Source organism: Bacillus sp. JJ634, assembly GCF_036962285.1.
Taxonomy (GTDB): domain Bacteria; phylum Bacillota; class Bacilli; order Bacillales; family DSM-1321; genus Peribacillus; species Peribacillus asahii_A.
Genome location: NZ_JBALMU010000002.1, coordinates 60,356 through 84,645, shown reverse-complemented (window position 1 = coordinate 84,645; position 24,290 = coordinate 60,356). Strand labels below are relative to the sequence as shown.

Sequence of the window (24,290 nt, the reverse complement as noted above, 5' to 3'; positions counted from 1 at the left end):
GGAGGGATTTATATGGATGTATTTCTTACTTGTTTAACTTCCACGATACACTTGATATCCCCAAGGAGAAACAAGCAGGGGTACGTGATAGTGGGACGCAGGATTGGAGATTCCGAACCGGACTGGGACTTGTTCTAGAAAAGGAGGATCTGGTAAAACTACTTCCTTATTTCTGAAATATTCACCAATATAAAAGAGTAGTTCATAGCTTCCTGCTGTGACCTCCTCATCTGAAAGCAGGGGAGCGTCACAGCGTCCATCTCCATTCGTAACAGCTGTACGAATAAGTTTTCGTTCGTTCGATGTTGGTTCGAAATAATACAGTTCAATTTTTACGTTAGCAGCGGGTTGGCCGTGGGATAAATCGAGAATATGTGTTGTTAAGCCTGTCATAAGCGCTCCTTATTAGTAAGATTATGGTTTGCTGCTGCTGCAGCTTCGTTTTTCATGGTCGTTTTTTCAAGTAGCCGCAGTTTGGCTATTTGGTAAATTTGTAATAACGCTGTTTCGAATTCCACTTCTGCTGGATTGTCAATTCTTGTGTTCATCGCTTCATAAATTTGATGTTTATCTTTGCCGCGAACAGCGATGATGAATGGAAAGCCAAATTTAGATTGGTAATGTTGATTTAATGTAAGAAAGTTTTCGTATTCTGCAGGAGTCAGATTTTGTAATCCAGCTCCTTGCTGTTCATTGATGGAATCTTGGCTCATGTGCACTTTTTCGCCGAGATTAGGGTGAGCTTGGATGAGTGTGAGCTTTTCTTGAGTGGGGGCGTTTTTAACAATGCTCACCATATGTTGATGCATCTCTTGGAAGGAAGAGAATGGTTTAGCGTTATATGCTTTTTCGGCAATCCAAGCTGAATGTTCAAATAAATCGCCGAACAGTTGGACGAACTCCTCTTGGCTTGTTTGATTGATGGTTTCAAGAGTTAACATATATGGTGGCTCCTTTTAAGAAATTTTAGATGATAATTCGACTTGTTGAGAGACAGGATCTGCCTGCTTTGTTTTTCCGATTTGATCACTCATAATAAAAATCCTTCTTGAAATAAATATTACCTTTTTTTACATAATATGTTATTGGTGTTTACATATTAATAAATATTCTGAAAATTGTCATTAGATAATATAGACAATATTCATCTAGTTATCTAGGCGTTTTGTCTAAGTGTGGGATAAAAAAGAAAGACTTCTAAGTTAGAAAAATCTAACTCAAAAGTCTCTCCTACAGATTTAATAATGTTTTAATTCGCAGAGCAATTCGGATTTGAAGGGTTGTATCGGCATCTTTTAAACTTTTTCCTAATAAATCCTCGCATTTCTCTAACCGGTATATGACTGTATTTCGATGTACATATAGACGTTTAGCTGTCTCTGAGATTTGACAGTGAGTTTCTAAATAAACAGACATGGTTTGCAGCAGAATATTCTCTTCCTCTTTATTCGCTGTAGTAAATCCTTGCAAGGTGTAAGTATAGAAGTTTTTAAGATCCTCTTGAGGAATAGCGCGTAATAATTCGATAATGTCCTTTGTTCGATAAAAGCTAATATATTGCGTTTTTCGTGAAAGGCTGCCTTCTTTTAGAGCGCTCTTTGCTTCTATGAAGGCGTTTTTTATATGAAAGAAATTTTGACTAAAGTTACTAACTCCGAATGAAATCGTTGTTTCAAAGTGTGTGGAAATCTTCGTTTGAAGTTCGCTCAATAGTTCGGTAATGAAGTCCATCGTGTCACTTGAAACTTCTTCTCCTTCATATAACAGAATGCATAGCTTTCCTTTTGAGAAAAAGTGAATGGAAATCGTTGAATCGAACAACTCTTCTTCAATGAATTCAAAAATCGTATCTATTTTTTGTTGGAGTTTGCTATAACTAGTGTTTGTATTTGTTTCATCTAACTTGCCGACTAAGCATATGTACGGTTTGTTCACTTGTATGGAAAATTCTTTTGCGCGATTTGTAATTTCCTCCTGGGATGAGAAAGCATCTTCTAGAAAATGAGTAAAAAAATCATTGCGAACACTACGTTCATGTTGTTTGAGTGTATGTTCTTGCATAAGGGCAAAAGAAATGACATTGGCAGCTTGTTCGATTGTTAGTGTAGTAAGGTGATCGGACCCTTTAATTTCTCCTAAAATAGCTAAATAGCCAAAATTTTTACCGCTTGTATAGATAGGAAAGACGGAATAGGTTTGCTGGTTAAAGAGAACGGAAAAAGAAAGGAACGTTGTCTTTGAGGTGGAAAAACTAAACCCTTCTGTTAGTAAATGCTTGATGATGGTGAGAGTTTTGGAGTTTGAGTTTGGCTGTGAAGTTGGTTTTAGGTATTGGTTAATTAATGTAATAGGAAAGCCAATCATTTCTGATAAACGATCTAATAATTTGGGAATTCCTTTTCCATCCATGATTAAATTAGTGAATTGTTTATGTGTTTCCATGACATACGTTAATTCATTGGCTCTTTGATTAAGGATTGCATGGAGGGAGTGATTGACAATTTCGCCGAGTGATTGTTCCAATGGGAGCTCTATGATAGGAAAGGCTAATCGATTAGCTGTCTCGATAACTTTTTCAGGTACTTCTTGAACGAAGCGTTTTGTTTTAATACCAAGTCCAGCACAGTTTTGTTCAGCCATAGCCTCGACAAGCTCGAGAAGGGCATCTGGGTGGTCTTTTAAATGATAGGCTGTTGTGACGAGCAGCTCGTTTGGTTTGAGATAAGGGATGATATCGGGTGCATCCATCATATTGACGGTAAAAACTTCGCGTTCCATTCCTGCTAATCCGGCGATGAGATTTGTGTTGGCTAAGATGGGAATTTGCAATAATTCGGCAATCTTCATAACGAACCTCCTTAGTGTGCTAAAAATAAAATTTCTTTTATATTATCATACAATTCCTTTGGTATATCTTCCAAAATGAACTTTTTCGATTGTGGAAGTTTACAAAATAGCACCTTATGTAAGAAAACCTAACATTTAATGGTGATTTTTATTCTGAATTTTGATACTATTTAGAAAAATTAAATGAAGGGAAGCGAATACGGATGAATGAATCTATGGCGATAAAAAAGAAAAAAAGGGTCACTCCGATGCCGAAACAGTGTACGTTTAGTGCGGAAGATTGGAACGTTTTATCTCAATATTGGTATCCGGTGGCGACGATTGAAGAAGTGACGGAAAAGCCAATCGGTATTAAGTTATTAGATGTTCATCTTGTGTTATATCGGGCGAATGGAAAGATTATTGTCGCACGTGATTTATGTCTCCATCGTGGTGTTCCACTTAGTATGGGGTGGGTGGAAGGAGATGACATCGTTTGTCCTTATCACGGATTTCGTTATGGGCCTGAAGGAAATTGTACATCTATTCCAGCTCATCCTGATGCGAAAATTTCTCCCCGTCTTTGTATCACCATTTATCCGACTGTAGAGCGCTATGGGTTAGTCTGGACCTCGCTAGCTGGAGAGGAGGAGAATATTCCGCCGCTTGAGGCGTGGGATGATGAAAAATATTTGAATATTTTACCGCCGTTTATTGATATTGCAGGATCTGCTGGTCGTCAAATGGAAGGATTTTTAGATGTGGCCCACTTTGCTTGGGTTCATTCGGAAAGCTTTGCTGACCGAAATAATGCATTTGTTCCAAGCTATAAAGTAGATAAAACAGATTATGGTTTGCATGTCGAGTATGTAAGTACGGTTAGCAATTATGGCAAGAGTCAACAACATTTAGAGCCGCCCGGTTTTAAATGGTTACGAGTGTTTGATGTATATCCTCCTTTTGCTGCTCGTTTGACTGTTCATTTTCCGAATAAAGAGAAGTTGTTTATTTTAAATTGTGCAAGTCCTGTTTCTGCCCGTCAAACGCGCATGTTTTCCCCAATGGCAAGAAATTTCGATAAAGATGCACCGATTGAAGATACGTACGAGTTTAATTTGCAAATTTTTAATGAAGACCGTGAAATGGTGGAAAATCAAAAGCCCGAAGAGTTACCTTTAGACCTGCAAGCGGAGGCTCATATTGCAGCAGATAAAACATCGATTAATTATCGTCAAATTCTGAGACAAATGGGATTAGGGGAGAATTATACGAGTTAATTTGTATGAAGAGGGTGTCCTATAATCTGTAGGCACGCTCTTCTTTGTAACCTTGGCTATGTTAAACGATATCGCTCATTAATCGCTTTATGCAATTCAGCTTTAGCATTGGTTAGATTGCACAAAAAGATAAACAAATTCGCATATATTTGCTAATGAAGCCTGCGATGCTAAAACGTAAAATAGTAGTCAACTACAGAACAGTTGAAGGGAAGGATTGTGATGGCGATACCGCTAGAAACTATTTCAGGGAAAAACAATGTTGTCTCAATGATTGAATGGCTGGCTTCCTTTGGAGCTACAGCAAATGGAGGCGTCACTCGTTTACTATATTCGAAAGCATGGATTCAAGCACAGCAAGCATTAAAAGCAGAAATGAAATTGATTGGACTCGATGCATATTTTGATAGTGTAGGGAATTTATTCGGTCGATTAGACGGAACTGAATCAGATGGTAAAGCAATCTTAACAGGCTCTCATATTGACACGGTTGTTGATGGTGGAAAATATGATGGGGCTTACGGGGTTATTGCCAGTTTACTAGCTGTAAAAAGATTGAAAGCTAGGTACGGAACACCGAAAAAAACAATTGAGGTCGTGTCTTTATGTGAAGAAGAAGGAAGTCGTTTTCCATTAACATTTTGGGGTTCAAGAAATATTCAAGGTGCATACAGTCTGGATCAAGTACGGGTTGTAAAGGATTCAGAAGGGGTCCTATTCCTTGACGCTATGAGGGAAGCGGGTTTTCCTCCGGAGAATTATCAATCACCTAAACGTCAGGATATTGAACGATTTGTTGAGGTTCATATTGAACAAGGTATTGTGTTAGAGAAGAATAAGAAATCATTAGGCATTGTAAGTCATATTGTTGGTCAACGTCGTTTTACGGTCGCGATTGTTGGTGAAAGTAACCATGCTGGAACAACACCGATGTATTTTAGAAAAGATGCTGTCAGCGTTGCTTCGGAGCTTATTACTTTTTTAACAAAGCGTGCACAAGAAATCGATTCATATTTAGTAGCAACGGTTGGGAAGATAGCGGTTAAGCCGAATGTTCCGAATGTAGTTGCTGGAGAAATCGAATTTAGTCTAGATATTCGTCATCATCAAGAAGAAGTGTTACAGCGATATTGCCAAGAACTCTTTGCATATATGGAGGGAAAAGTAGAAAAAGCAGGTATGACCATTACAATTTCGAAATGGATGGATGTAAAGCCTGTTGAATTGAATCATGAAATGAATACAGTAATTCAACAATTGGCTGATACACATCAGATTTCCTATCAAAATATGATAAGCGGCGCTGGACATGATTCGCAAGTATTTGGAAGTTTCTGTCCAACGAACTTAATTTTTATTCCTAGTCATAATGGAATTAGCCATTCTCCAAGAGAGTTTACGAGCGTTGAAGATTTAGAAACAGGAATCGAGATTTTAAGTGAAATATTATATAAATTAGCGTATTAAGGGGAGCTGACAATCATGAAATATTCTGAACTACATACCCCGCTAAGAACGATTATGACGCCGGGGCCAGTTGAAGTTGATCCACGAGTGCTACGAGCAATGAGCACACCTATATTAGGACAATTTGATCCTGCTTTTACAAACATCATGAATGAGGTTATGGAGATGCTTCGTCAACTTTTTCAAACGAATAATCGTTGGGCATTTCCGGTAGATGGGACATCAAGGTCAGGAAACGAAGCGGTTCTTTGCAGCATTATTGAACCGGGAGATCGTGTATTAGTACCGATTTTTGGTCGATTTGGTCATTTGTTTGTCGAGATTTGCGAACGTTATGGTGCTGAAGTACACACGATGGAATGTCCTTGGGGAGAAGTATTTGAACCGGAGGAGGTTATTGAGGAAATTAAAAAGGTTTCACCGAAGATCGTGGCGCTAGTTCATGGGGAAACGTCAACAGGGTGCATGCAGCCATTGAAGGAGATTGGTCAGGCGTGTCGAGAGCTAGATGTTCTTCTAGTCGTTGATGCGGTTGCTTCCATTGGCGGTACAGATATTAAAGTAGATGAATGGTGTATTGATGCTATTATCGGCGGTACTCAAAAATGTTTATCGGTACCATCTGGTATGGCACCGATTACGTATAACGATAGAATTGAAAAAATTCTGTCAGAAAGAAAAAAAGTAGAGCGCGGGATTGCGACAGCGGAGGACTTGCAACAAGTTCGAAAGGGCATACCGATTAAAAGTAATTATTTTGATTTAAGTATGCTTCAAGATTATTGGGGACCGCGCCGCTTGAATCATCATACAGAAGCAACCTCAATGTTGTACGCGCTTCGAGAAGGACTACGCCTCGTTTTGGAAGAAGGGCTAGAAGAGCGATTTGAGCGTCATGCCTTTCACGAATCGGCATTAGTTGCCGGTCTAGAAGCAATGGGGTTAACCTTGTTCGGAAGTCGCAAACATAAGCTGCCTTGTGTCACGTGTATCGAAATTCCTTCAGGCATAGACGGGGAATCCGTACGCAATATGTTATTAAATCAATTTGGGATTGAAATTGCGTCTTCATTTGGACCGCTTCAAGGAAAGATTTGGAGAATTGGAACGATGGGTTATAGCTGTCGAAAGGAAAATGTTTTGTTTGTACTAGGTGCTTTAGAGGCGGTGTTATTGCGCCACGGTTTTGGAGTGAAGCGAGGAGAAGCATTACAAGCCGCTCTTAATGTTTACATGGCAGAAGTGAAAGAGTCTGTGAAGGAGGAGTAAGAGTATGGAGACATACGATTTAGTTATCCGTGATGGCTTAGTTGTTTTACCGACGGAAGTTAAACGAACGAATATTGCGGTGAAAGATGGCGTGATTGTTGAGATTGCCGATCATCTTGTTGGGGAGGCTGCAGCGGAATGGCGTGCAGATGGTCAATATGTTTTTCCAGGGATGGTTGATGTTCATGTTCATTTCAGTGAGCCGGGACGTGCGCATTGGGAAGGATTCGAAACAGGATCGCAAATGATGGCAGCAGGAGGCTGTACAACGTATTTCGACATGCCGCTGAATGGGATTCCTTCAACGGTACATAAAGAAGCATTGCTTGAAAAAGCGAATATGGCTGCTCGAAAATCATCTGTTGATTTTGGACTATGGGGCGGACTTGTTCCGGGAAATATTGCGGATTTAAGAGAGCTTGCGGAGTCCGGAGTAGTAGGATTTAAAGCCTTTCTTTCAGCGTCTGGTAATGAAGAGTTTGAACGAGTGGACGATCTAACCTTATTGAACGGGATGAAGACGATTGCTTCATTAAGAAAAGTATTGGCATTGCATGCTGAAAGTGAAGCAATCACAAACTGGTTACAAGCAGAAAAAGTTCAGGCTGGGCTAGTCAGTGCAAAGGACTATGCTGCTACAAGACCGGTGCTTGCGGAAGTAGAGGCTGTAGAACGAGCATTAACGTATGCAGAATTAACGGGATGTCCGCTCCATTTTGTTCACATTAGCAGTGCGGCGGCTGTTGAAAAAATTGAGCAGGCGAAAAAACGAGGGCTTAATGTTACAGTAGAAACTTGTCCGCATTATTTACTATTTAATGATGAGGCAGTGGTAGAAAAAAGAACGGTTGCAAAATGTGCCCCACCGTTACGATCTCAATCTGAACAAGAAAAGCTTATCGAATTATTTAAAGAAGGCAAATTTGATATGATTTCTTCCGATCATTCACCTTGTCCGTATGAATTGAAGGATCCGGCTGTTCATAGTTTTTTCGAAGCTTGGGGAGGAATTAGCGGCGGCCAATTTTCATTGCTGTCCGTCATTCAATTGGCAATCGAGCATGATATTCCTTTTTTCAAAATAGCTGAAGTAACTGCTGCTGCTCCTGCAAAAAGATTTGGATTATCGGCTGCGAAAGGGAGCATACAGGTCGGAATGGATGCTGATTTTGCCATTGTTTCCTTGAATGAACCGTTTATGGTGACAGAGGATCGATTCTTTGCGAAGCATAAGCAAACGATTTATAACGGTCATACATTTCCTTGTACAGTCGTCGCCACAATGAATCGTGGACGTGTTGTGTATCATAGAGGAAGCTTTAGTAAATATAAAGGAAAATGGATGAAGAACAAGCGAAAGGAAGAGCAGGCTATTATTTTTAAATAGAGTGAAACCTCCGTATATGAAAAAAGTTAGAAACTCTTCATACTCGCTAACATCTAATTGATATGTATGTAGAAAGCTTTCATCATCCATTGACCAGTGCTAGGGAAGTATTTTGACAGGTGTTGCATATGGCTATTATTGAGCTGTTGGCTCCTTAATTGAGTTGCAAAAAACGCATGACATTTTTTGTGTCATGCGTTTTTTGATAAGGAGTGATGTATTATTTTCGCCAAAAATTCGTGAATTCTGCTTTATCCTTAATATTAAATTCAATCATTTTCTCAAGTGATTCGTAATTTACCGGCTCATCCCACAGAATTCGAAATAAGCCTCTGGTAGCGCTGTAATTAGCTTGTGCAATGTCATCGGCAAAGTGCGCAATGCCTACTTCTTCGGGTGAATTTTTAAATCATTTAAGGAATGTTCATATGTAGTACACTTTGTCATAAAGTCTTCGAACATTTTACAATCATCGACACTTATGTGAGCGAATTTATGAATTTTTCTGCTTGTATTTATTACACGCCTTAACCGTTGAACTTGTAAGAAATTACTTTATAGCACCCATCGATTTTATGTCTATGTCTACGGAAACATTAATGTTTGATTCCGCCAGAGCTTCACCCCAATGCTCCTCAACTTTTTTATAGTGTTCATATTGATAGGCTCTCGCATAAAGTCCTAGTCCGATAGGATCGATTTTATTTTCTTGGATTTTCTTAATAAGATCCACAAATCGAGAGTTCAATTCTTTCTCAATCATCTTCTCCAATTCATTTTCTTTTACCCTATCTACAGGAAATAATCGTTCTATAATAGTTACGGTCATATGAATGTTATAGTTGAAATGAAATTTATCTCCATCGTATTTGGTCTTTACTTTAGATTTAACTCGACTAACATCTATACTTAACTCGTTCTTATTAAAGATTCTTCCCTCATCATCTAACGATTTCACCGGAATAGTAAAGGTTACTTCTTGCTTCTGTTCATCCTTTAAGATAAGCAGGAGTGACGAATCTTGGATACTGAGAGTGTCAACATACTTTCCATTCTCATTCAACAATGACACTCCAACGAATTCAAGATTTTTTTCTTTTTTTATTTCCGAAATCGAAGGAGTTAATCCCTTCTCGTACATTTGTCTATGAAGCACCTGAAGAGTGTTATTTACAGTTCTTGATCTCTCATTGTTTTTATCAATACCTTCCTTCAAATGCAAAGCTAATTGTGGTTTATCTGCTGGTTCATAAAAAATAACGTCAGATACGGGACCGTCGACTACAATGACTCTTGTATTTATGGAAAAATTAGGATTTCGGTATACTGTATCCAAGATAGAAAACCAATCTTCATGTTCTAGTACTCGTTTTCCTAACAATAATACTTGAATTTTCGCAGCAGTGACCTCTCCTGTTGACAAAGCATCGAAATATTTCCTGGATTCCCGTATTGATTTTGCCTTTAATTGATATGTTTCAATCTTTTTCTTGGCATCTTTATTAAACACTGGACTTGATTCAGAAATGATTAGATTATTCTCATCATCAAGATCAACACCAAGTATCAAGGAAATCGTTAAATCCTCTAGAGGGATATGTCTTCCACAGCTTGAAAGTATCGCAATAAGAAAAACGAAAAGAATTGCAAGACACATGCGTTTCATTTGATTGTCCTCCTTTTAAAAATCCCGTGTACCCAGACATATCCCCATAAACATAAAGGAAAAGCAAACGCAAGGATCATTCCAACTTGTTCTATTACTTGTTGAAGGAGGGTATTTCTATCGAAATTAGGAGGAAACAAAACAACAAATGCAAGCTCAATTAGTAAAAACCAGGCTAAATGTCTACTATGATCTTGTTTTCCAACCAACTGACTTGTACAAAATACTGTCATAAACATGAATGGCAGGACCGTTGTAGACATCACAAATAAATAAAAGGAAAAAAACACAATTTCCAGTCTTTCGATAAATTTAAATTCAAGTACCTTTAACATCTCAATTGCAGGTTCATTATATATGGTAATTTCATCAGGACTATAAAAGGCAAAGGCTCCTATGGTTATCATCAAAAACGCGAGCAACGAAAGTGTATTAGCAATCACAACTCCCATAGAGGCTTTCTCCTTCTTTTGTAAAAAAGGATAGAGGAAAAACGCTATTTCAAAACCTATAAAAGAAAAAATGGCCGTTTTTACAGTAGTAAGAATTGGCACCCATCCTTCCTTAAGAACAGGAAGTAAATGAAGCCACTGGGCATATTTCAAAGGAATTAAATAAATGATAAGCGTCCACAATGTCATGAAAAAAACGAATTCAGAATACCTGCCTAATATAACGATGTTTTTTCTAGCAATTTGATAGCTAGGAATCGATAACAGCAAAATTAATATATATACCTCGGTACGGGGTAAAATCCATGCTTGGATAAAGAGAGCTTCTCTAATAAAAATAACATGAGCCAATAAAGCAAAATACAATGCAAATATGATGGTAGCTACCCTCCTGACCCATTTCCCAAAATAATGGGTTAAAAGATCCAGGATTGTTCCATTCGGGTATTTCTTCATAATTTGAATGATGATTAAACTAGCCATTGTCGCAAGAAACCAAGAAATGATGATGACCATCCAACCATCTGTCCCTGCTTTTTTAGCTAATTCACGTGGCAGTGTTAATACGCCAACCCCCATTTGTACCCCGTGAATCAATAAAATAAATTGCCTCAATGTAATTTTATTGTTTATGTTTTTCATCACTGTTCGTCACCCTTTGGACGATTGGAATTTGCTTTTATCATTTGAACGGCTTTTGTGCTTAAAGGGCGCTTATTGATTGACCACTGTGGAAATCGAATAAATACATCCTTCCAATCTGGAAATCGTAAAGGTGCAATTGGACTGCCATACGGAGTTCCTAAAGATTCAAGCGCAATGAAATGCCCCAGTAAAATCATTAAACCAACAGTAAGTCCCACAAATCCGAATAACGAAGCAAGTATCATCATCGGGAACCGGACGATTCGAATGGCTGAACCCATTTCATAGTTGGGAATAATAAAAGAGGCTACGGCTGTCAAAGCTACAACAATCACCATGATATTACTTACAATTCCTGCCTCCACAGCTGCTTGACCAATGACGATACCGCCAACAATCCCTACCGTTTGTCCAATTTTAGTTGGAAGTCGAATCCCTGCCTCTCTTAGCATTTCTAGAGTAAGCTCCATAATAAATGCCTCAATATAAGGGGGAAAGGGAATCCGTTCTCTTGATGCGCCTACGGACAATAGCAGCTTTAAAGGGATGACTTCAAAATGAAAGGAAATAATTGCGATATATGTAGCAGGTAGAAATATAGCCATAAAAAAACCGAAATATCTCATTAGACGAATAAAAGAAGCGACCATCCAGCGGGAGCTATAATCATCTATTGTTTTGAAGAAAGAATCGAATGTTACGGGTCCGATCATTACATTCGGTGATCGGTCTATCACTGTTGCGATTCTTCCTTGTAAAATCTCTGAAGCCGCAAAATCAGGACGTTCTGTTAATAATAGTTGCGGAAAAGGAGAGTATGGATGATCTTCAATGTATTCTGCAAGTACACCCGCGTTTATAATGCTATCGACATCCACTTTCTGTATTCGTTCCTCAAGCTCCTTCAACACTTCTGGATTTGCGACATCTGCTAGATATAGAATAGAGAGCTTCAATTTTCCCCTTTTACCAACAGTCATTTCCTTTATTTTCAGTTCCCGGTTGCGAATATGGTTACGAATTAGCGCAACATTATCACTTCTGGTCTCGGTAAATCCAACATGTGGTCCAGTTAGGGAAGATTCTATTGGTGTATCTTCAATAGGCCTTTTAGGAAAATTAGTCGTATCATATATATAGGCTTCTGTACGTTTATCTACAAACAAGACGCATTCACCATTTAAAATCGCTCTCTCAATTTGTGGCCACGTATTCGTTTCTTTGATGTGACCAAGTGATATCCTTAAATCAGCTTCACTATTATTCTTGCCATCCTCAAATAAAAGTGGGTTCAGCACATGATTAAAAATTGTCGTACTATCGGTTATTCCACTCAAATAAACTAGTGCTGCTTGGTTCTGTGTTTGCTTTATCACTAAATATCTCACAATGAGATCTGGTGTATCACAAAAAATAGAATGAAGTTCTGCAATATTGTCCATTAATTCGGAGCTTATCGGACCTTGGTGAAGGATATTATTAAGTTGTGGCGAAGAACTGGGTTTCTTATTGTACCTTCGAAAAAATAGCATTAAGGATTCCCACCTAATATTATGATGATTTAGTTTGTATCTTAGGTTGGAAAATCATGCATTTGTTTCCCTTTTAAAAGCACATTATGTCATAACCGTAATAGCAGTTAGAAGGATAGTGTTGGTTAACCGTGTTATATCGTATAGTTTCTTATGTTAAAATAGAGGTAACAAAAGATTGACTCTTCTATTTGCGATATTATACGATATAACGAGTTAATAGGAATATAAGAACGGTAAGCGGGGGTGTGCCTAGATATTCAAATAGGGGCTCCTTCTTTTATGTATGTGAAAGGACAAACAATATGGAAGACATCATTCTTAGTATGATTGAAGCGTTTAAATCATTATCTTATTTTGGCGTTATGCTCGCTTTATGTTTTGAATTTGTGCCGGCTGAGTTGGTGCTGCCTCTTGCAGGATACTGGGTGTATCAAGGTGATATGAACTTATATGTCGTTATTCTCTTTGGAACTATCGGGGGGGTACTTGGTCCTTTGACGCTTTATGCGTTAGGAAGATATGGGGGACGCCCGCTTGTTAAGAAGTATGGAAAGTATTTTTTAATTAAGGAAGAACAAATCGATAAAGCGGATCGCTTTTTTGATAAGTATGGTGCAAGCATCGCTTTTTTTGGGCGCTTTGTTCCAGGGATTCGGACTGCGATTTCATTGCCATGCGGCATCATGAAGATGAGCGTATGGAAGTTTTGTGTGTATACTTTTTTTGCCATGCTGCCAGTAACCGCCGCTTATGTCTATTTAGGATATAAACTTGGACCGCGTTGGGAGCAGGCTGGTGAAATTTTCTCTCAATATGCAAACTATTTATTAATTCCGATTTTCTTATTTGTTGTTTGGCTTATTGTGAAAGCGAGAAAAAATAAACAGAAAGGTGCCTAAAAAGAGGCACCTTTTTGGTTTCCTTAGAAGCAGCCGCCAAATCCCCAACTAGCACCAATAATAATTAACAAAATAAATAAAACAACTAGCAATGCAAAGCCAGAGCCGTGTCCACCACAGCCTCCATCAACATGACCACCCATTTGTGCATTCCTCCTTTGAAGCCTAGAATACATTCATACTATGCCAACTAGGCTGGATTGTTTATCTTATCGGGAAAAATGGGCGGACTTTTCAGCCTTCTCATAGGATTTAACAGTTTGGATAAAATAAGACTCAATAAAGAACGGAGGCTTAACTTATGAAAGAAAAGAATCTAACTTTACAGCAAAAGGAAGAGACTTTAGACCAGCATAGTTTTGTTTGCAGTGATGAATTATTTGAAAAAGACTTGAGAGCCATTGTAGATGATACGGCTCGTACTGAGGATGAAACTTCCATGTAAATGAGAAAAAGAGCTGGCTAAGCTCTTTTTTACTTTAAGGCCCTGTTAATGTTTGGCCCATTTTCGTTCTGCCCCCATGAAACGCCCTCAATTGTATAATCAATAATATTAGTTAACAAAGCCTATTTTAAAGGGGGGGACAGTCAACATGTTCTTGACACATTTCTAAAGTATGCTAAAGCTATGTCTGTCAGGATCTGTTACCTTCAATGGCGCTTGTTTTGTCAATTGATTATAATCTAGGGAGAGGGGGCGTCCGATTAGTATGAAAAAGATATTAGTGGTGGAAGATGAAATCGCCATTTCTATGGTGTTGAAAGCATATTTACAGCGTGCGGGGTTTGAAGTAATTCAAGTATATGATGGGCTTAAAGCAATGTCTGTATTTACGGATGTTCAGCCGGATCTTGTGTTATTAGATGTCATGTTGCCGGGAAAAGAGGGCTGGGACATTCTTGCTGAAATTCGTGAGGAAAGTGCATGTCCAGTGATTATGTTAACAGCCTTAACGGATGTAGATTATCGATTATCTGGCTTTCAATCGGGGGCGGATGATTATATTGCTAAACCGTTTGTAGCGGATGAAGTTGTTGCAAGGGTACAAGCGGTATTGCGTCGGTCGCCCCGTTTTGTTACGGATGAAAGTGAAGAGCATATTCGTAAGTTTGGAAGATTACGTGTAGACTTTCAGGCCTATACTGTAGAACTAGACAATAAGGAAGTCAATCTAACTCCACGCGATTTGTCGTTGTTTCTTTTCTTTGCGAAGCATCCTAATCAAATTTTTACAAGGGAGCAGTTGATTGAACATGTTTGGGGAATGGATTACGGCGGAAGCGATCGAGCGGTTGACTTGGCGATTAAACGTCTAAGGAAGGCACTTGAGGAGTGGCCTGAGTCAGAAGGGGAAATTAAAACGTTGCGTGGATTGGGGTATCAGTTAAGTGTCTATCAAAGTTAAAAAGAGGACGACATTATTACGATATTGGACTACTAGATATATTATTACTTTGATGACAGGCGTGCTTATTTTATCGCTTTTTTCTTTATGGTGGATGGAAAAAACAGCACTGGAATATCGTTTAAGCCTGCTTAAGTATTTAGCAGATGAAACAGCCGATCGTGCGATTAAGGATAATGGACAAATTGTTGTTGGACCAATGTTGGCCGAAATTATTGAAGAACGGGAAAAAATTCTTCATTTGGATCAACAGCCTATTATTTATATTGTAGATGTGGACGGTACTATTATTTATACGATGCCGCAATTATACATTAAGCCTGAGGACAGGCAGCTTCCGTCTATCATTATGGATAGTAAGGATACCATGCAAAGAGTTGAAATAAAGGATGATAGTCAATTATATGTCATTAAGTCTCCAATTAATTTTGACTATGAGACAAAAGGATGGGTCGTAATCGCTCAAGAAGAAGGGGCGTTGAAGGAAGTAAACCAAGATCATGGCTGGTTGGCGATGATGATGGGGGCAGTACTTGTATTAGGGTGTAGTGTCATTTATGTTCTTTCACGAAAAATATCACGCCCTATTCAAAATGTTGCGAATGCTGCTGTTCAAGTACGCAAAGGAAATTATGATACTAACTTAAAAGAAGAAGAACCCCGTGAAGAAGAGATTTATGAATTGGTGGAGTCATTTAAGGCGATGACAAGTCGATTGAAACAAAGCGATAAAATGAGAGCTGAAATGCTTGCTGGAGTGACCCATGATTTAAAAACCCCCGTAACCTCTATAAGTGGACTTATTCAAGCTGTAAAAGATGATGTGGTGACAGGGGAGGAAAGAAAGGAATTTTTAGATATATCTTTAAAAGAAACGCAGCGATTGCAACGAATGATTGAAGATTTGCTAGATTATAATGCGATGTCTTCAGGTTCTTTTAAAATACAATTGGAAAAAGAAAATATGAATCAATTTATCGAAGAAATTTCTCATCGTTGGAAGGTTACGCAAGAAGAGCAACATATTGAATTAGATATTCATCTCCCTGATGAAATTTTATTCGGAAGAATCGATTCATTAAGAATGCAGCAAATTATGATTAATTTGTTGAATAATGCTAAACAAGCAATAGAGGGGAAAGGAAGTATTAGCCTGCGTGTATATGAAGCGGAAGAAGCTTTAATCGGTATTGATATTCAAGATGATGGAAGAGGGATACCTAAACATGAACAGGACTTTATATTTGAACCATTTTATCGCGGGGAAAATAAAAAATTGAAAATTCGCGGTTTAGGATTAGGGCTTCCGTTTAGCAGAATGCTGGCTAAAGCACAAAATGGTGACCTCGTTTTAAAAGAAAGCAGTGAGCGGGGAACGACTTTCACTTTATATATTGAAAAAGACAGCCAGGTATAATACAAAAAGCCTTTTCCAAAACTAAGGAAAAGGCTTTTTGTTCTTATACTAATTGACTGATTGCTTGCCATAATTGAAGGTGGCGGGCTTTTCTAGGAAGAAAGCGGCCCATTTCTTCTTCGTTGTACCCTGCATGTAGGTTTTTTTCATCAAAAATAATAGGGCGGCGAAGAAGGTCAGGATTTTGTTGAATTAATTCACAAAGCTCATTTAAAGGGATACTATTGATATCCATTTTTAAGCTTTTAAATTTTTTAGAACGTGTCGAGATGATCTCATCTGTTCCGCCTTCAGTTTTTTGTAAAATCGCTTTAATTTCTTTGACAGAAAGAGGTTGTGAGAATAAGTTGCGTTCTGTATAAATAATGTCGTTTTTTTGAAGCCAGGCTTTCGCTTTACGACAAGCTAAACTGCTTGGAGTAGTATAAATTGTAACCATTTCACATCGACTCCTTTATATTTTCTTCTCTATTTAAGTGAGTTATTGTATTGGATGATGATACATTTACTTTAACTTTGTTATGTGTCAGCAGTATGTCAAGAATAAAATTCTTTTTTTTTTCGAATATGCTAAAGGTGATTGTGGTACAATGGACAACATGATTTAGAGGAAATGAGGATGAGTGTTTGTTAACGTTTGCAGAAAAATTAGCTATTATTGAATCTTTTCCACAGCTACAAAGAAAAGATGTGTCATTAGGACGTGTTAATTTTCATTTTGAAGAAAGTGTGTATGATAGAAAAGTTGTAGTGCAGCATTTACATCCAAACGGTAATGGATTTGTTTATGCAGGTCATTTATCTCCTAACATGACCGATAAAAAAGGGATGGTTAATATCCGTGAATATTCAGAGGAAGAGCTTCGAACAGTAGTAGGAGACAGCATCGCTTATTTATCTCACTTTGACGAAGCGGAAGAAGTAGTGGACGAATTTGCTGATCTTGAAGGCGTTTGGATAGGGCCGGAAAAGCAAGAGTTAACACTTGCTCAAGAAGATTTACTCTGGAATATATATGCAGGAGTGAATCTTGAGGAATGTTTTGAATCACCGATTGAAGCAGAACGTTACTTATTGGAAGAGGGATTTCGTCAAAAAAAGGGCTAAATTCGTGGGATTTTGGCGGAATTTGTCGTTGAATTATTAGGGGATAACCTTGTTTTTTTTAGCATCTGCATGATATACTATAGATAATTATTTTTGTTCGGAATAAGATTGATAGAAGGAAGTACCGTTATAGGTTTCCTCTTGAGACATTATCCAGAATCAAGAATAGTAATAAAATGGATTTTTTCCAAATGGGAGGCACTACAATGGTACAAGGTAAAGTAAAATGGTTTAACGCAGAAAAAGGTTTCGGTTTCATCGAAGTTGAAGGTCAAGACGACGTATTCGTACACTTCTCAGCTATCCAAGGTGATGGTTTCAAAACTCTTGAAGAAGGTCAAGACGTGACTTTCGAAATCGAGCAAGGCGCTCGTGGACCACAAGCTGCTAACGTTCAAAAATAATTGAACGCTAAGAAAAGACTCCGTTTATCGGAGTCTTTTTATTTTGTGCTATTCTTGTCCTTTAGTAGCTGATCCAGCTTTTCTTCGATTCGATTTGTTTGCTGCCGTTGCTTTGTAAGATATGTAATAAATAGAGTAATAAGAACAATCGGTACTACGAGAGAACTAAGGATGACTACTTGAAAAATAACATCTCCACCATTAAAGTGCATCTTACAATCCCCTGCCTTTCATCGATATATTATATCAATAAATGGAATAATAGAGAGTATTTTATGGAAAATACCTAAAAAGTACCTCTGTTTTTATAGCTATACCTCATAGTAAACTATAAAAGTTATAATGTTTAAAACTAGAGAGGAATAGCAAATAGTGAAAAAATTATTTGGCTGTCTTATTATATTAAGCTTTCTTTGGATAAGTCTATTTCCAAGCGATGGACAAGCATCAAGCAATACTCTTTCCATAGGTTCTGTGAAAGTAGACAAGGCAAGCGTTTTTAGTACGCCTAAATTAGGTTCTACTAGAGTAACAGTCTTAAAAAAAGGTGAGAATTTTCCTGTTATTTCTTCTGCCGTAGGAGACTCTGCAAGCCTTATTATACATAAGGTAGTACGTGGAAATACATTATCGAGAATAGCGAATCAGTATGGAGTTTCAGAAAAGGAGTTAAAGAAAGAAAACAAATTAACATCGGGGAAAATTAATATTGGTCAAAAACTGAAGATTCCGCAAAGATATCAGATACATACTGTTAAATCAGGAGATACATTGTGGGAAGTGGCTACTAAATATGGGGTAACGCTAAGTGATTTAAAGAAATTAAATCATTTGCGCACCGTTAATCTTGATGTTGGTCAAAAACTGAAGCTTCCTGATTATTACTGCCAAATTCAATTGCTTGATGGTAAAAAGGGCTGGATTAAGAAATCCCTTCTTAAACAAAAAAAGCAACCCCATATCGTTATGGGGTGGAAGCATAATGGAACGAAAGGGAACTACATGAAACAACCTAATTTAAATGTAGTATCTCCTCGTTTTTATACATTAACTAATTCAGGGGACTTTGTTTCCCTTTCTGTGGATACAGAGTATGTTCAAGACGCTCACCGCCAAGGGAAACAAGTTTGGCCGCTAATTGGTAATAAATTTGACCCTGTTTTAACTGATTTTATACTAGGTAGTGCAGCAAATCGTCAAAAATTAGTTTCAGCTTTGCGAGATTCACTTGTACAAACTAATAGTGATGGAATAAATGTGGATTTTGAAAATATTGATCCAAAAAATAAGCGGGATTATGTGCTTTTCATAAAAGAACTTAAAAAGGCGCTTCAACCGCATGGAATGAAACTATCTGTGGATGTCACCCGGGCAAATGATGATCCTTTTTGGTCAGGGAGTTTAGATAGGAAAGAACTTGGCAAGCTAGCAGATTATATCATCATGATGGGGTATGATGAGCACTGGGGAGGAAGTCCAACAGCTGGTTCTGTTGCTTCTTTGCCTTGGGTCAAGGAAGGAATAGAGCTTTTAATGAAAGAGGTACCTTCTCATAAGATCATATTGGCTGTGCCATTTTACACGAGGGAATGGGTAACAGATTTATCGACAAACAAAGTAAAGAGCTATGATCGTACTATGGCTGAGATTGAGCAAATTATTTCATCTAAAGGACTTCAAAAGGTATGGGATAAAAAGACCTCACAAAATTATGTGGAATATACTTCTAATGGGAAGAAGCATCAAATATGGATAGAAGATAAAAAATCGATGGAGCTTCGACTGAACCTGGTAAAACAGCATTACTTAGGCGGTGTAGCTGCTTGGTATATGGGAGCAGAAACCTCTGACATTTGGGATGTGTATCACTTAATTTAATCGTAATGAATAGTTTACAGAAAAAGAGCTTATCAGACTTAACTGATAAGCTCTTTTGTAATACATGTATTTTTCATTTTACTTTGTAAAGCTTGCTTGAAAATAGTCGTGAATTTTTCGATTCTTGGTAAATCAGTAGTTTGATACATTTGCTCGACTTTTAAGGTAACGGCTAAAGAGCTATGCGCATATAGCATGTCGCGTAATAGATTGACAGCACCGCAAAAGTGATGGTAATTCGTTTCACCTGTCCCGAACACAGCTGTCGTGAGATGAGAGATATCAGCTGCTTCTAATTCCTGATAAAAGGGAATCATTTTGGCTGGTAAATCACCATCTCCCCATGTGTATGAGCCAATCAATAAGCCGTCGTAGGCAGATAGAGTTGCAGAATCGAATTCGCCTAGTTTAAAGAGCTTCGCTTCGGGTAAAAAAGAGGCAATCACTTCAGCAAGTGCTTTCGTATTTCCGCTTCCAGAATGATAGACGATTGCGATTCTCATAGTTCATCAAATCCGTTGCTCGCATTCACTTGGCTGTAGGTTCTTGATTTTTGTTCAAAGAAATCGGTCTTCGTTAAACTAATGGATTCATCATCAAATGTCTTAATCCAAGGCATTGGGTTATCCGGATAGTCTTTATATAAATTATCTAGTCCAAGCATGCGAAGCCGCTTGTTGGCAATGTATTCGATGTACTCATAGAACTCTTCAAGGTCCAGGTCGGCTTTTGCTTGAATATCTTCTAACATATACTCAGACCATTCCTTTTCAAGTTCGACAGCATGTTGGAGTGTATTGTAAATGAACTGTTTGTTTTTTTCTGTATTCAGTTCAGGATATTCGTACATTAAAATTTGAATCAGCATCCCGATAAAGTCAAAGTGAACCATCTCGTCACGGTGAATATAAGAAATCATCGTCGCTGAGCCTGTCATCAGATTTTGACGGCCTAAGTTATAATAGAAGGCAAATGCTAAATAAAAATAGATGCCCTCAAGGTTTGTGGAGTGAATCAAGGCCTCGAATAAATGTTGAGGCGTCGGGTCATCTACAAAGGTTTGATACGCATCGACAATTGGCTGATTTCGCTTGATGACTTGTGGGTGCTGTTTAATCCGATCAAATAGCTGTTTTTGTTTATCTAAAGGGATTAACGAAGCAAGAATATACGAGTAAGACTCATTATGAATCGATTCTTGCTGCGCCATATTGGCTAAAATGGCTTTAACGGCCGGGTCTTTTACATAGCGTAAAAATTCCACTAATGTGGGCGTTTGCAAGCTGTCCATTCCCGCAATCATCGTTAAAATATCTAGAAATACATCTTGAATATCTTCATCCAGCTCGCCCCATTGCTTCTTATCTTGAATCATATTGACACTCGAAGGCTTCCAAAAGTTATTAATCAGCTGGGTGTAGGTATCATAAAATTTCTCATATTGAATGTCATTCCAAAGGAGAAAGCCTGAAGCTTCTCCTTTGAATACGCCGGTTGCCTTTGTCGGATACGTTGGTTCTAACATTCGGATTTTTTTAATGTGAGTTGTCATGTTTTTAAGCTCCTTTTCTTGATAGATAGGGAAGTAGGTAGTTTTTCAGCTAATACTGCTGTCCAGCTCTACCGGCTCCGCTTTTAAGATGAACAGCTTTCACAAGCGTTGTTAAATTCCGAAGAAGTCGAACGAACATAGTAGGTAGATTTCAGTTGGCTTTCCCAAGCGGTCAAGTGAATATCTAATAAGTCTTTCGCTTTAATCGTATTATGAACATATAAATTAAAGCTGATGGCTTGGTCTACATGGCGTTGACGAGCGGCGTTTTGTTTAATGCTTTCTTTTTGATCTAAATGGAAGCGCGTTTTTTTATAGTATTCATACGTATTTGGCGTTAAATCAGGCGCTGTTACTTTGAATTTAAAATTCTTCTTTTCCTCGTAAAATTCGATTTCGTATAATGGGTCGATGCCGTCTGTTGAGTTCCCGATTTTTGCTGTGGACGAGTTCGGTGCAACAGCCATCAAATATCCATTACGAATTCCGTTTTGTTGAATGTTGTGTTTTAGTTCGTTCCATTTCTCATCATGGTAGTCGCGCAGTTCGAAATAGTGACCGGTCTGCCAGTCTGAACCTTCGAAATAGCGGTAGCTGCCTTTTTCTTTTGCTAGTTCGCATGATGCTTGAATCGTTAAGTAAGCGATTGTTTCGTATAAAGAATCAGCAAGCTGAATGGCTTCTTCGGATTCCCAATAGATTTTTTTGACTGCAAGCAGGTGATGCCATCCGAATGTTCCGAGGCCAATCGCGCGATAACGTTGATTAGAAATCTTTGCTTGCTTAACAGGTAAGGTATTGATATCGATCACATTATCAAGCATGCGTACTTGGATTGGAATTAAGCGTTCTAGAACTTCTGCTTCAACAGCACGCGGTAAATTAATAGAAGAAAGATTGCAAACGACGAAGTCTCCGCTTTTTCTTACGATAACAATGTCGCCATCTTCTGTTTCATATTCTTCTGTAATCGATGTCGGACTTAGATTTTGGGCGATTTCGGTACATAGATTCGAGCAATAAATCATTCCTTTATGACGATTTGGATTTTTTCGATTCACCTCATCACGATAGAACATATATGGAGTTCCTTCTTCTAATTGTGAAATCATAATTCCTTTCATGACATCAATCGCTTGTACTTTTTCGTAAGCATAGCTTGGGAGTTTACCATGTTCAGCTGCTTCAACAGCGAGTGCGTAGTGCTTACGGAAGCTTCCGTTGCCCTTTTCCTCATCGTAAAAATCTTCAAGAGAGAAGCCGAGATTTTGCTTCACACTATGCGGGTCGAATAAGTACCATTCTTTGCGGTCTTGAACTGCCTCCATAAATAAATCAGGAATACAAACCCCAGTAAAAATATCATGAGCTTTCAAACGGTCATCCCCGTTTTGTGTTTTTAAGTCTAAGAAACTCATAATGTCTTTATGCCAGGCATCTAAGTAAATAGCAATCGCACCTTTTCGTTGTCCAAGCTGGTCTACGCTAACCGCTGTTTGATTGAATAGGCGAATCCAAGGAGTAGTGCCAGAGCTGTTTCCAGAGAAGCCGCGAATATCTGAGCCAAGAGAACGAATTTTTCCTACGTATAATCCAACGCCGCCGCCAAACTTGGATACTTTTGCGGCATCGTAGTTTGAAAGATAAATGCCATCAATGGAATCTTCTACAGCATCAATAAAACAAGAACTTAGTTGTCCGTGCGTTTTTCCTGCATTCGATAGTGTAGGAGTGGCAACGGTCATGTAAAGATTAGACATCGCCCAGTAGGCTTCTTTAATTAGATCTAGACGTTTGTTTTTCGGTTCATTACGCATAATTTCCATCGCGATAATCATAAAGCGCTCTTGCGGTAACTCGTAGACAGCATTTTTCTCAGGGCGAGCTAAGTAACGGTCATTTAGCAAATAGATGCCAATATAAGAGAAAAGCTTATCCTTCTCAGGGTCAATAGAGCGGCCTAATTCCTCAATTTCTGCTTTTGTATAGGATTCTAGTAATTCCGCTTTATAAACAGGGTAACGTTGTCCTTTTTGTACGCTTGATAGTTGTTTGATTAAATCGTAGAACGGGCCGTAAGAAGTGTCTGTATATCCGCGATTGATTTGCGCTTCTCGATACATAGAGTGTAATAATTCTGCAGCAGCAACGAATGTCCAGTCTGGAGCATCAATATCGACGTTCTCAAGTGCCATTTGGATAAGCTTCTTAGACGTTTGTGCAGCACTTACATCTGTTTGTCGGTCCAACCATTTTTGAAAGCGTTGTTTGTATTTATCCATATGGAGTGTATGCTCGAAATCATTTGATAGGGAAGCCAGCTGCAACATGCTTTGTTCTTTTGAATTTGTTAGAGTAGTCAAGGGAAGAAGCCTCCTTTTTATATTTTAGGTAAATAAAAAAATCCACTCGAGAATGAGTGGATTAAACGACTGAAATAAAAGACTAGTAAAGATAGCTTTTAGGCAATCGTTTCATCATCTCAATCCTCGAAGAATAAGAAACTAGAATGAAGTATAGGCAGGTCTCCTGACTTATGATCTCTCTACTTTGAGTCCTTCCCGTATTCCGATTAATACAGTGGCTTTCTCATTTCGTCACATTTACAGTTGCGAGGACAGTTCCGGATTCTCACCGGATTCCCTATTTAGCCATCTCTGGCACCTTTACTTTATATATCAATATATAGATGTTTTTGGTTTATTTTTGTCAATATCTAGTATTGATTGCAAGTATTATCATAATCTATCTTTTGCTAAATTTCAACTATTTATTTTTTGAGCATTGAAAGGATGAATTATATTATTTAACCTATATAAAAAGTAGGAAAAAGGAATATTAGGAATTTAAAATGGCTAAAATTGTGATAGAATAGAGGGGACATATGGTATTCTTTCAAAGGAAGATTACCAATAAAATTTTACACAAAAGGAGAAATAACGTGGAAAAAGTACTTATTTTCGGACATAAAAACCCAGATACAGATACAATTTGTTCTAGTATCGCTTATGCTGATTTAAAAAAACAATTAGGTGTTGAAGCTGAACCAGTTCGTTTAGGTGAAGTAAATGGCGAAACACAATATGCATTAACGCAATTCAAT

The 24,290-nt window shown here is 38.1% G+C and carries 24 protein-coding genes, 1 pseudogene and 1 riboswitch; of the genes and pseudogenes, 12 read left to right on the top strand and 13 right to left on the bottom strand.

Annotated features, from left to right (window positions below):
* Positions 1-33: 33 nt before the first annotated feature.
* The 3 genes from uraH to V7068_RS00875 all read right to left on the bottom strand — a co-directional run bounded on the left by uraH (position 34) and on the right by V7068_RS00875 (position 2,847).
* Positions 34-393, bottom strand: coding sequence for a hydroxyisourate hydrolase (uraH, locus tag V7068_RS00885; RefSeq protein WP_499710516.1), 360 nt, complete (start codon positions 391-393; stop codon positions 34-36).
* Positions 390-941 carry a 2-oxo-4-hydroxy-4-carboxy-5-ureidoimidazoline decarboxylase gene (gene uraD, locus V7068_RS00880; RefSeq protein WP_499710515.1) on the bottom strand — a complete coding sequence of 184 codons (552 nt, stop codon included), beginning with the start codon at positions 939-941 and terminating at the stop codon, positions 390-392. The genes uraH and uraD overlap by 4 nt, the downstream gene beginning before the upstream one ends.
* A gap of 289 nt (positions 942-1,230) precedes the next feature.
* Entirely contained in the window at positions 1,231-2,847 is a 1,617-nt protein-coding gene (locus tag V7068_RS00875; protein WP_499710513.1) for a PucR family transcriptional regulator, read from the bottom strand.
* A 203-nt stretch (positions 2,848-3,050) separates the two neighbouring features.
* Here V7068_RS00875 and V7068_RS00870 point away from each other — a divergent pair, with 203 nt between their 5' ends.
* The 4 genes from V7068_RS00870 to V7068_RS00855 all read left to right on the top strand — a co-directional run bounded on the left by V7068_RS00870 (position 3,051) and on the right by V7068_RS00855 (position 8,226).
* Entirely contained in the window at positions 3,051-4,103 is a 1,053-nt protein-coding gene (locus tag V7068_RS00870) for a Rieske 2Fe-2S domain-containing protein (protein WP_499710511.1), read from the top strand.
* A 222-nt stretch (positions 4,104-4,325) separates the two neighbouring features.
* Positions 4,326-5,570 carry an allantoate deiminase gene (gene allC, locus V7068_RS00865; protein ID WP_499710510.1) on the top strand — a complete coding sequence of 415 codons (1,245 nt, stop codon included), beginning with the start codon at positions 4,326-4,328 and terminating at the stop codon, positions 5,568-5,570.
* A gap of 15 nt (positions 5,571-5,585) precedes the next feature.
* A complete protein-coding gene (locus V7068_RS00860) occupies positions 5,586-6,839 on the top strand; it encodes a pyridoxal-phosphate-dependent aminotransferase family protein (RefSeq protein WP_499710508.1) in 1,254 nt (417 codons plus the stop codon).
* Positions 6,840-6,843: 4 nt separating this feature from the next.
* Positions 6,844-8,226, top strand: a complete 1,383-nt coding sequence (locus V7068_RS00855) for an allantoinase (RefSeq protein ID WP_499710507.1) — start codon at positions 6,844-6,846, stop codon at positions 8,224-8,226.
* A gap of 220 nt (positions 8,227-8,446) precedes the next feature.
* Here V7068_RS00855 and V7068_RS00850 read toward each other — a convergent pair.
* The 4 genes and pseudogenes from V7068_RS00850 to V7068_RS00835 form a co-directional block, all read right to left on the bottom strand.
* Positions 8,447-8,626, bottom strand: a pseudogene (locus V7068_RS00850) (iron chaperone); the annotation flags it as partial.
* A 150-nt stretch (positions 8,627-8,776) separates the two neighbouring features.
* The gene (locus V7068_RS00845) at positions 8,777-9,892 is read right to left on the bottom strand and encodes a Ger(x)C family spore germination protein (protein WP_499710506.1); all 1,116 of its coding nucleotides are present in this window, start codon (positions 9,890-9,892) and stop codon (positions 8,777-8,779) included.
* The gene (locus tag V7068_RS00840; protein ID WP_499710522.1) at positions 9,889-10,986 is read right to left on the bottom strand and encodes a GerAB/ArcD/ProY family transporter; all 1,098 of its coding nucleotides are present in this window, start codon (positions 10,984-10,986) and stop codon (positions 9,889-9,891) included. Before V7068_RS00840 ends, V7068_RS00845 begins: the two co-directional genes overlap by 4 nt.
* Positions 10,986-12,521 carry a spore germination protein gene (locus V7068_RS00835; RefSeq protein WP_499710505.1) on the bottom strand — a complete coding sequence of 512 codons (1,536 nt, stop codon included), beginning with the start codon at positions 12,519-12,521 and terminating at the stop codon, positions 10,986-10,988. The genes V7068_RS00840 and V7068_RS00835 overlap by 1 nt, the downstream gene beginning before the upstream one ends.
* Positions 12,522-12,826: 305 nt before the next feature.
* Between V7068_RS00835 and V7068_RS00830 the strand changes: the two genes are divergently transcribed.
* On the top strand, positions 12,827-13,423 hold the full coding sequence (locus tag V7068_RS00830) for a DedA family protein (protein WP_252289050.1): 597 nt from the start codon (positions 12,827-12,829) through the stop codon (positions 13,421-13,423).
* Between the two features lie 23 nt (positions 13,424-13,446).
* Here V7068_RS00830 and V7068_RS00825 read toward each other — a convergent pair whose 3' ends face one another.
* Positions 13,447-13,566: a YjcZ family sporulation protein gene (locus tag V7068_RS00825; protein WP_499710504.1), complete on the bottom strand. Its 120-nt coding sequence runs from the start codon at positions 13,564-13,566 to the stop codon at positions 13,447-13,449.
* Between the two features lie 158 nt (positions 13,567-13,724).
* Here V7068_RS00825 and V7068_RS00820 point away from each other — a divergent pair, with 158 nt between their 5' ends.
* From V7068_RS00820 to V7068_RS00810, 3 genes are all read left to right on the top strand, one after another.
* A complete protein-coding gene (locus V7068_RS00820; protein WP_499710503.1) occupies positions 13,725-13,868 on the top strand; it encodes a hypothetical protein in 144 nt (47 codons plus the stop codon).
* A 265-nt stretch (positions 13,869-14,133) separates the two neighbouring features.
* Entirely contained in the window at positions 14,134-14,829 is a 696-nt protein-coding gene (locus V7068_RS00815) for a response regulator transcription factor (protein ID WP_499710502.1), read from the top strand.
* Positions 14,813-16,246: a HAMP domain-containing sensor histidine kinase gene (locus V7068_RS00810; protein WP_499710501.1), complete on the top strand. Its 1,434-nt coding sequence runs from the start codon at positions 14,813-14,815 to the stop codon at positions 16,244-16,246. The genes V7068_RS00815 and V7068_RS00810 overlap by 17 nt, the downstream gene beginning before the upstream one ends.
* 43 nt (positions 16,247-16,289) lie before the next feature.
* Here the strand turns inward: V7068_RS00810 and spx are convergent, their stop codons facing one another.
* A complete protein-coding gene (spx, locus tag V7068_RS00805) occupies positions 16,290-16,685 on the bottom strand; it encodes a transcriptional regulator Spx (RefSeq protein WP_119117017.1) in 396 nt (131 codons plus the stop codon).
* A gap of 188 nt (positions 16,686-16,873) precedes the next feature.
* On the opposite strand from spx, the gene V7068_RS00800 reads away from it, so the two are divergent.
* Positions 16,874-17,353 carry a hypothetical protein gene (locus V7068_RS00800; protein ID WP_499710500.1) on the top strand — a complete coding sequence of 160 codons (480 nt, stop codon included), beginning with the start codon at positions 16,874-16,876 and terminating at the stop codon, positions 17,351-17,353.
* 206 nt (positions 17,354-17,559) lie between these two features.
* Positions 17,560-17,757, top strand: a complete 198-nt coding sequence (locus tag V7068_RS00795; protein WP_499710499.1) for a cold-shock protein — start codon at positions 17,560-17,562, stop codon at positions 17,755-17,757.
* Positions 17,758-17,795: 38 nt separating this feature from the next.
* Here the strand turns inward: V7068_RS00795 and V7068_RS00790 are convergent, their stop codons facing one another.
* The gene (locus V7068_RS00790; RefSeq protein ID WP_499710498.1) at positions 17,796-17,969 is read right to left on the bottom strand and encodes an SNARE domain-containing protein; all 174 of its coding nucleotides are present in this window, start codon (positions 17,967-17,969) and stop codon (positions 17,796-17,798) included.
* A 160-nt stretch (positions 17,970-18,129) separates the two neighbouring features.
* Between V7068_RS00790 and V7068_RS00785 the strand changes: the two genes are divergently transcribed.
* Positions 18,130-19,635: a LysM peptidoglycan-binding domain-containing protein gene (locus tag V7068_RS00785; RefSeq protein WP_499710497.1), complete on the top strand. Its 1,506-nt coding sequence runs from the start codon at positions 18,130-18,132 to the stop codon at positions 19,633-19,635.
* A gap of 38 nt (positions 19,636-19,673) precedes the next feature.
* Here V7068_RS00785 and V7068_RS00780 read toward each other — a convergent pair whose 3' ends face one another.
* From V7068_RS00780 to V7068_RS00770, 3 genes are all read right to left on the bottom strand, one after another.
* Positions 19,674-20,138: a flavodoxin domain-containing protein gene (locus tag V7068_RS00780; protein ID WP_499710496.1), complete on the bottom strand. Its 465-nt coding sequence runs from the start codon at positions 20,136-20,138 to the stop codon at positions 19,674-19,676.
* Complete coding sequence (locus tag V7068_RS00775; protein ID WP_499710495.1) at positions 20,135-21,187, bottom strand: ribonucleotide-diphosphate reductase subunit beta; 1,053 nt, start codon at positions 21,185-21,187, stop codon at positions 20,135-20,137. Before V7068_RS00775 ends, V7068_RS00780 begins: the two co-directional genes overlap by 4 nt.
* Before the next feature lie 83 nt (positions 21,188-21,270).
* Entirely contained in the window at positions 21,271-23,517 is a 2,247-nt protein-coding gene (locus V7068_RS00770) for a ribonucleoside-diphosphate reductase subunit alpha (RefSeq protein ID WP_499710521.1), read from the bottom strand.
* 172 nt (positions 23,518-23,689) lie between these two features.
* A riboswitch (cobalamin riboswitch) is annotated at positions 23,690-23,870 on the bottom strand.
* 258 nt (positions 23,871-24,128) lie between these two features.
* Between V7068_RS00770 and V7068_RS00765 the strand changes: the two genes are divergently transcribed.
* The coding region (locus V7068_RS00765) for a DHH family phosphoesterase (protein WP_499710520.1) at positions 24,129-24,290 on the top strand (162 nt) is incomplete at its 3' end.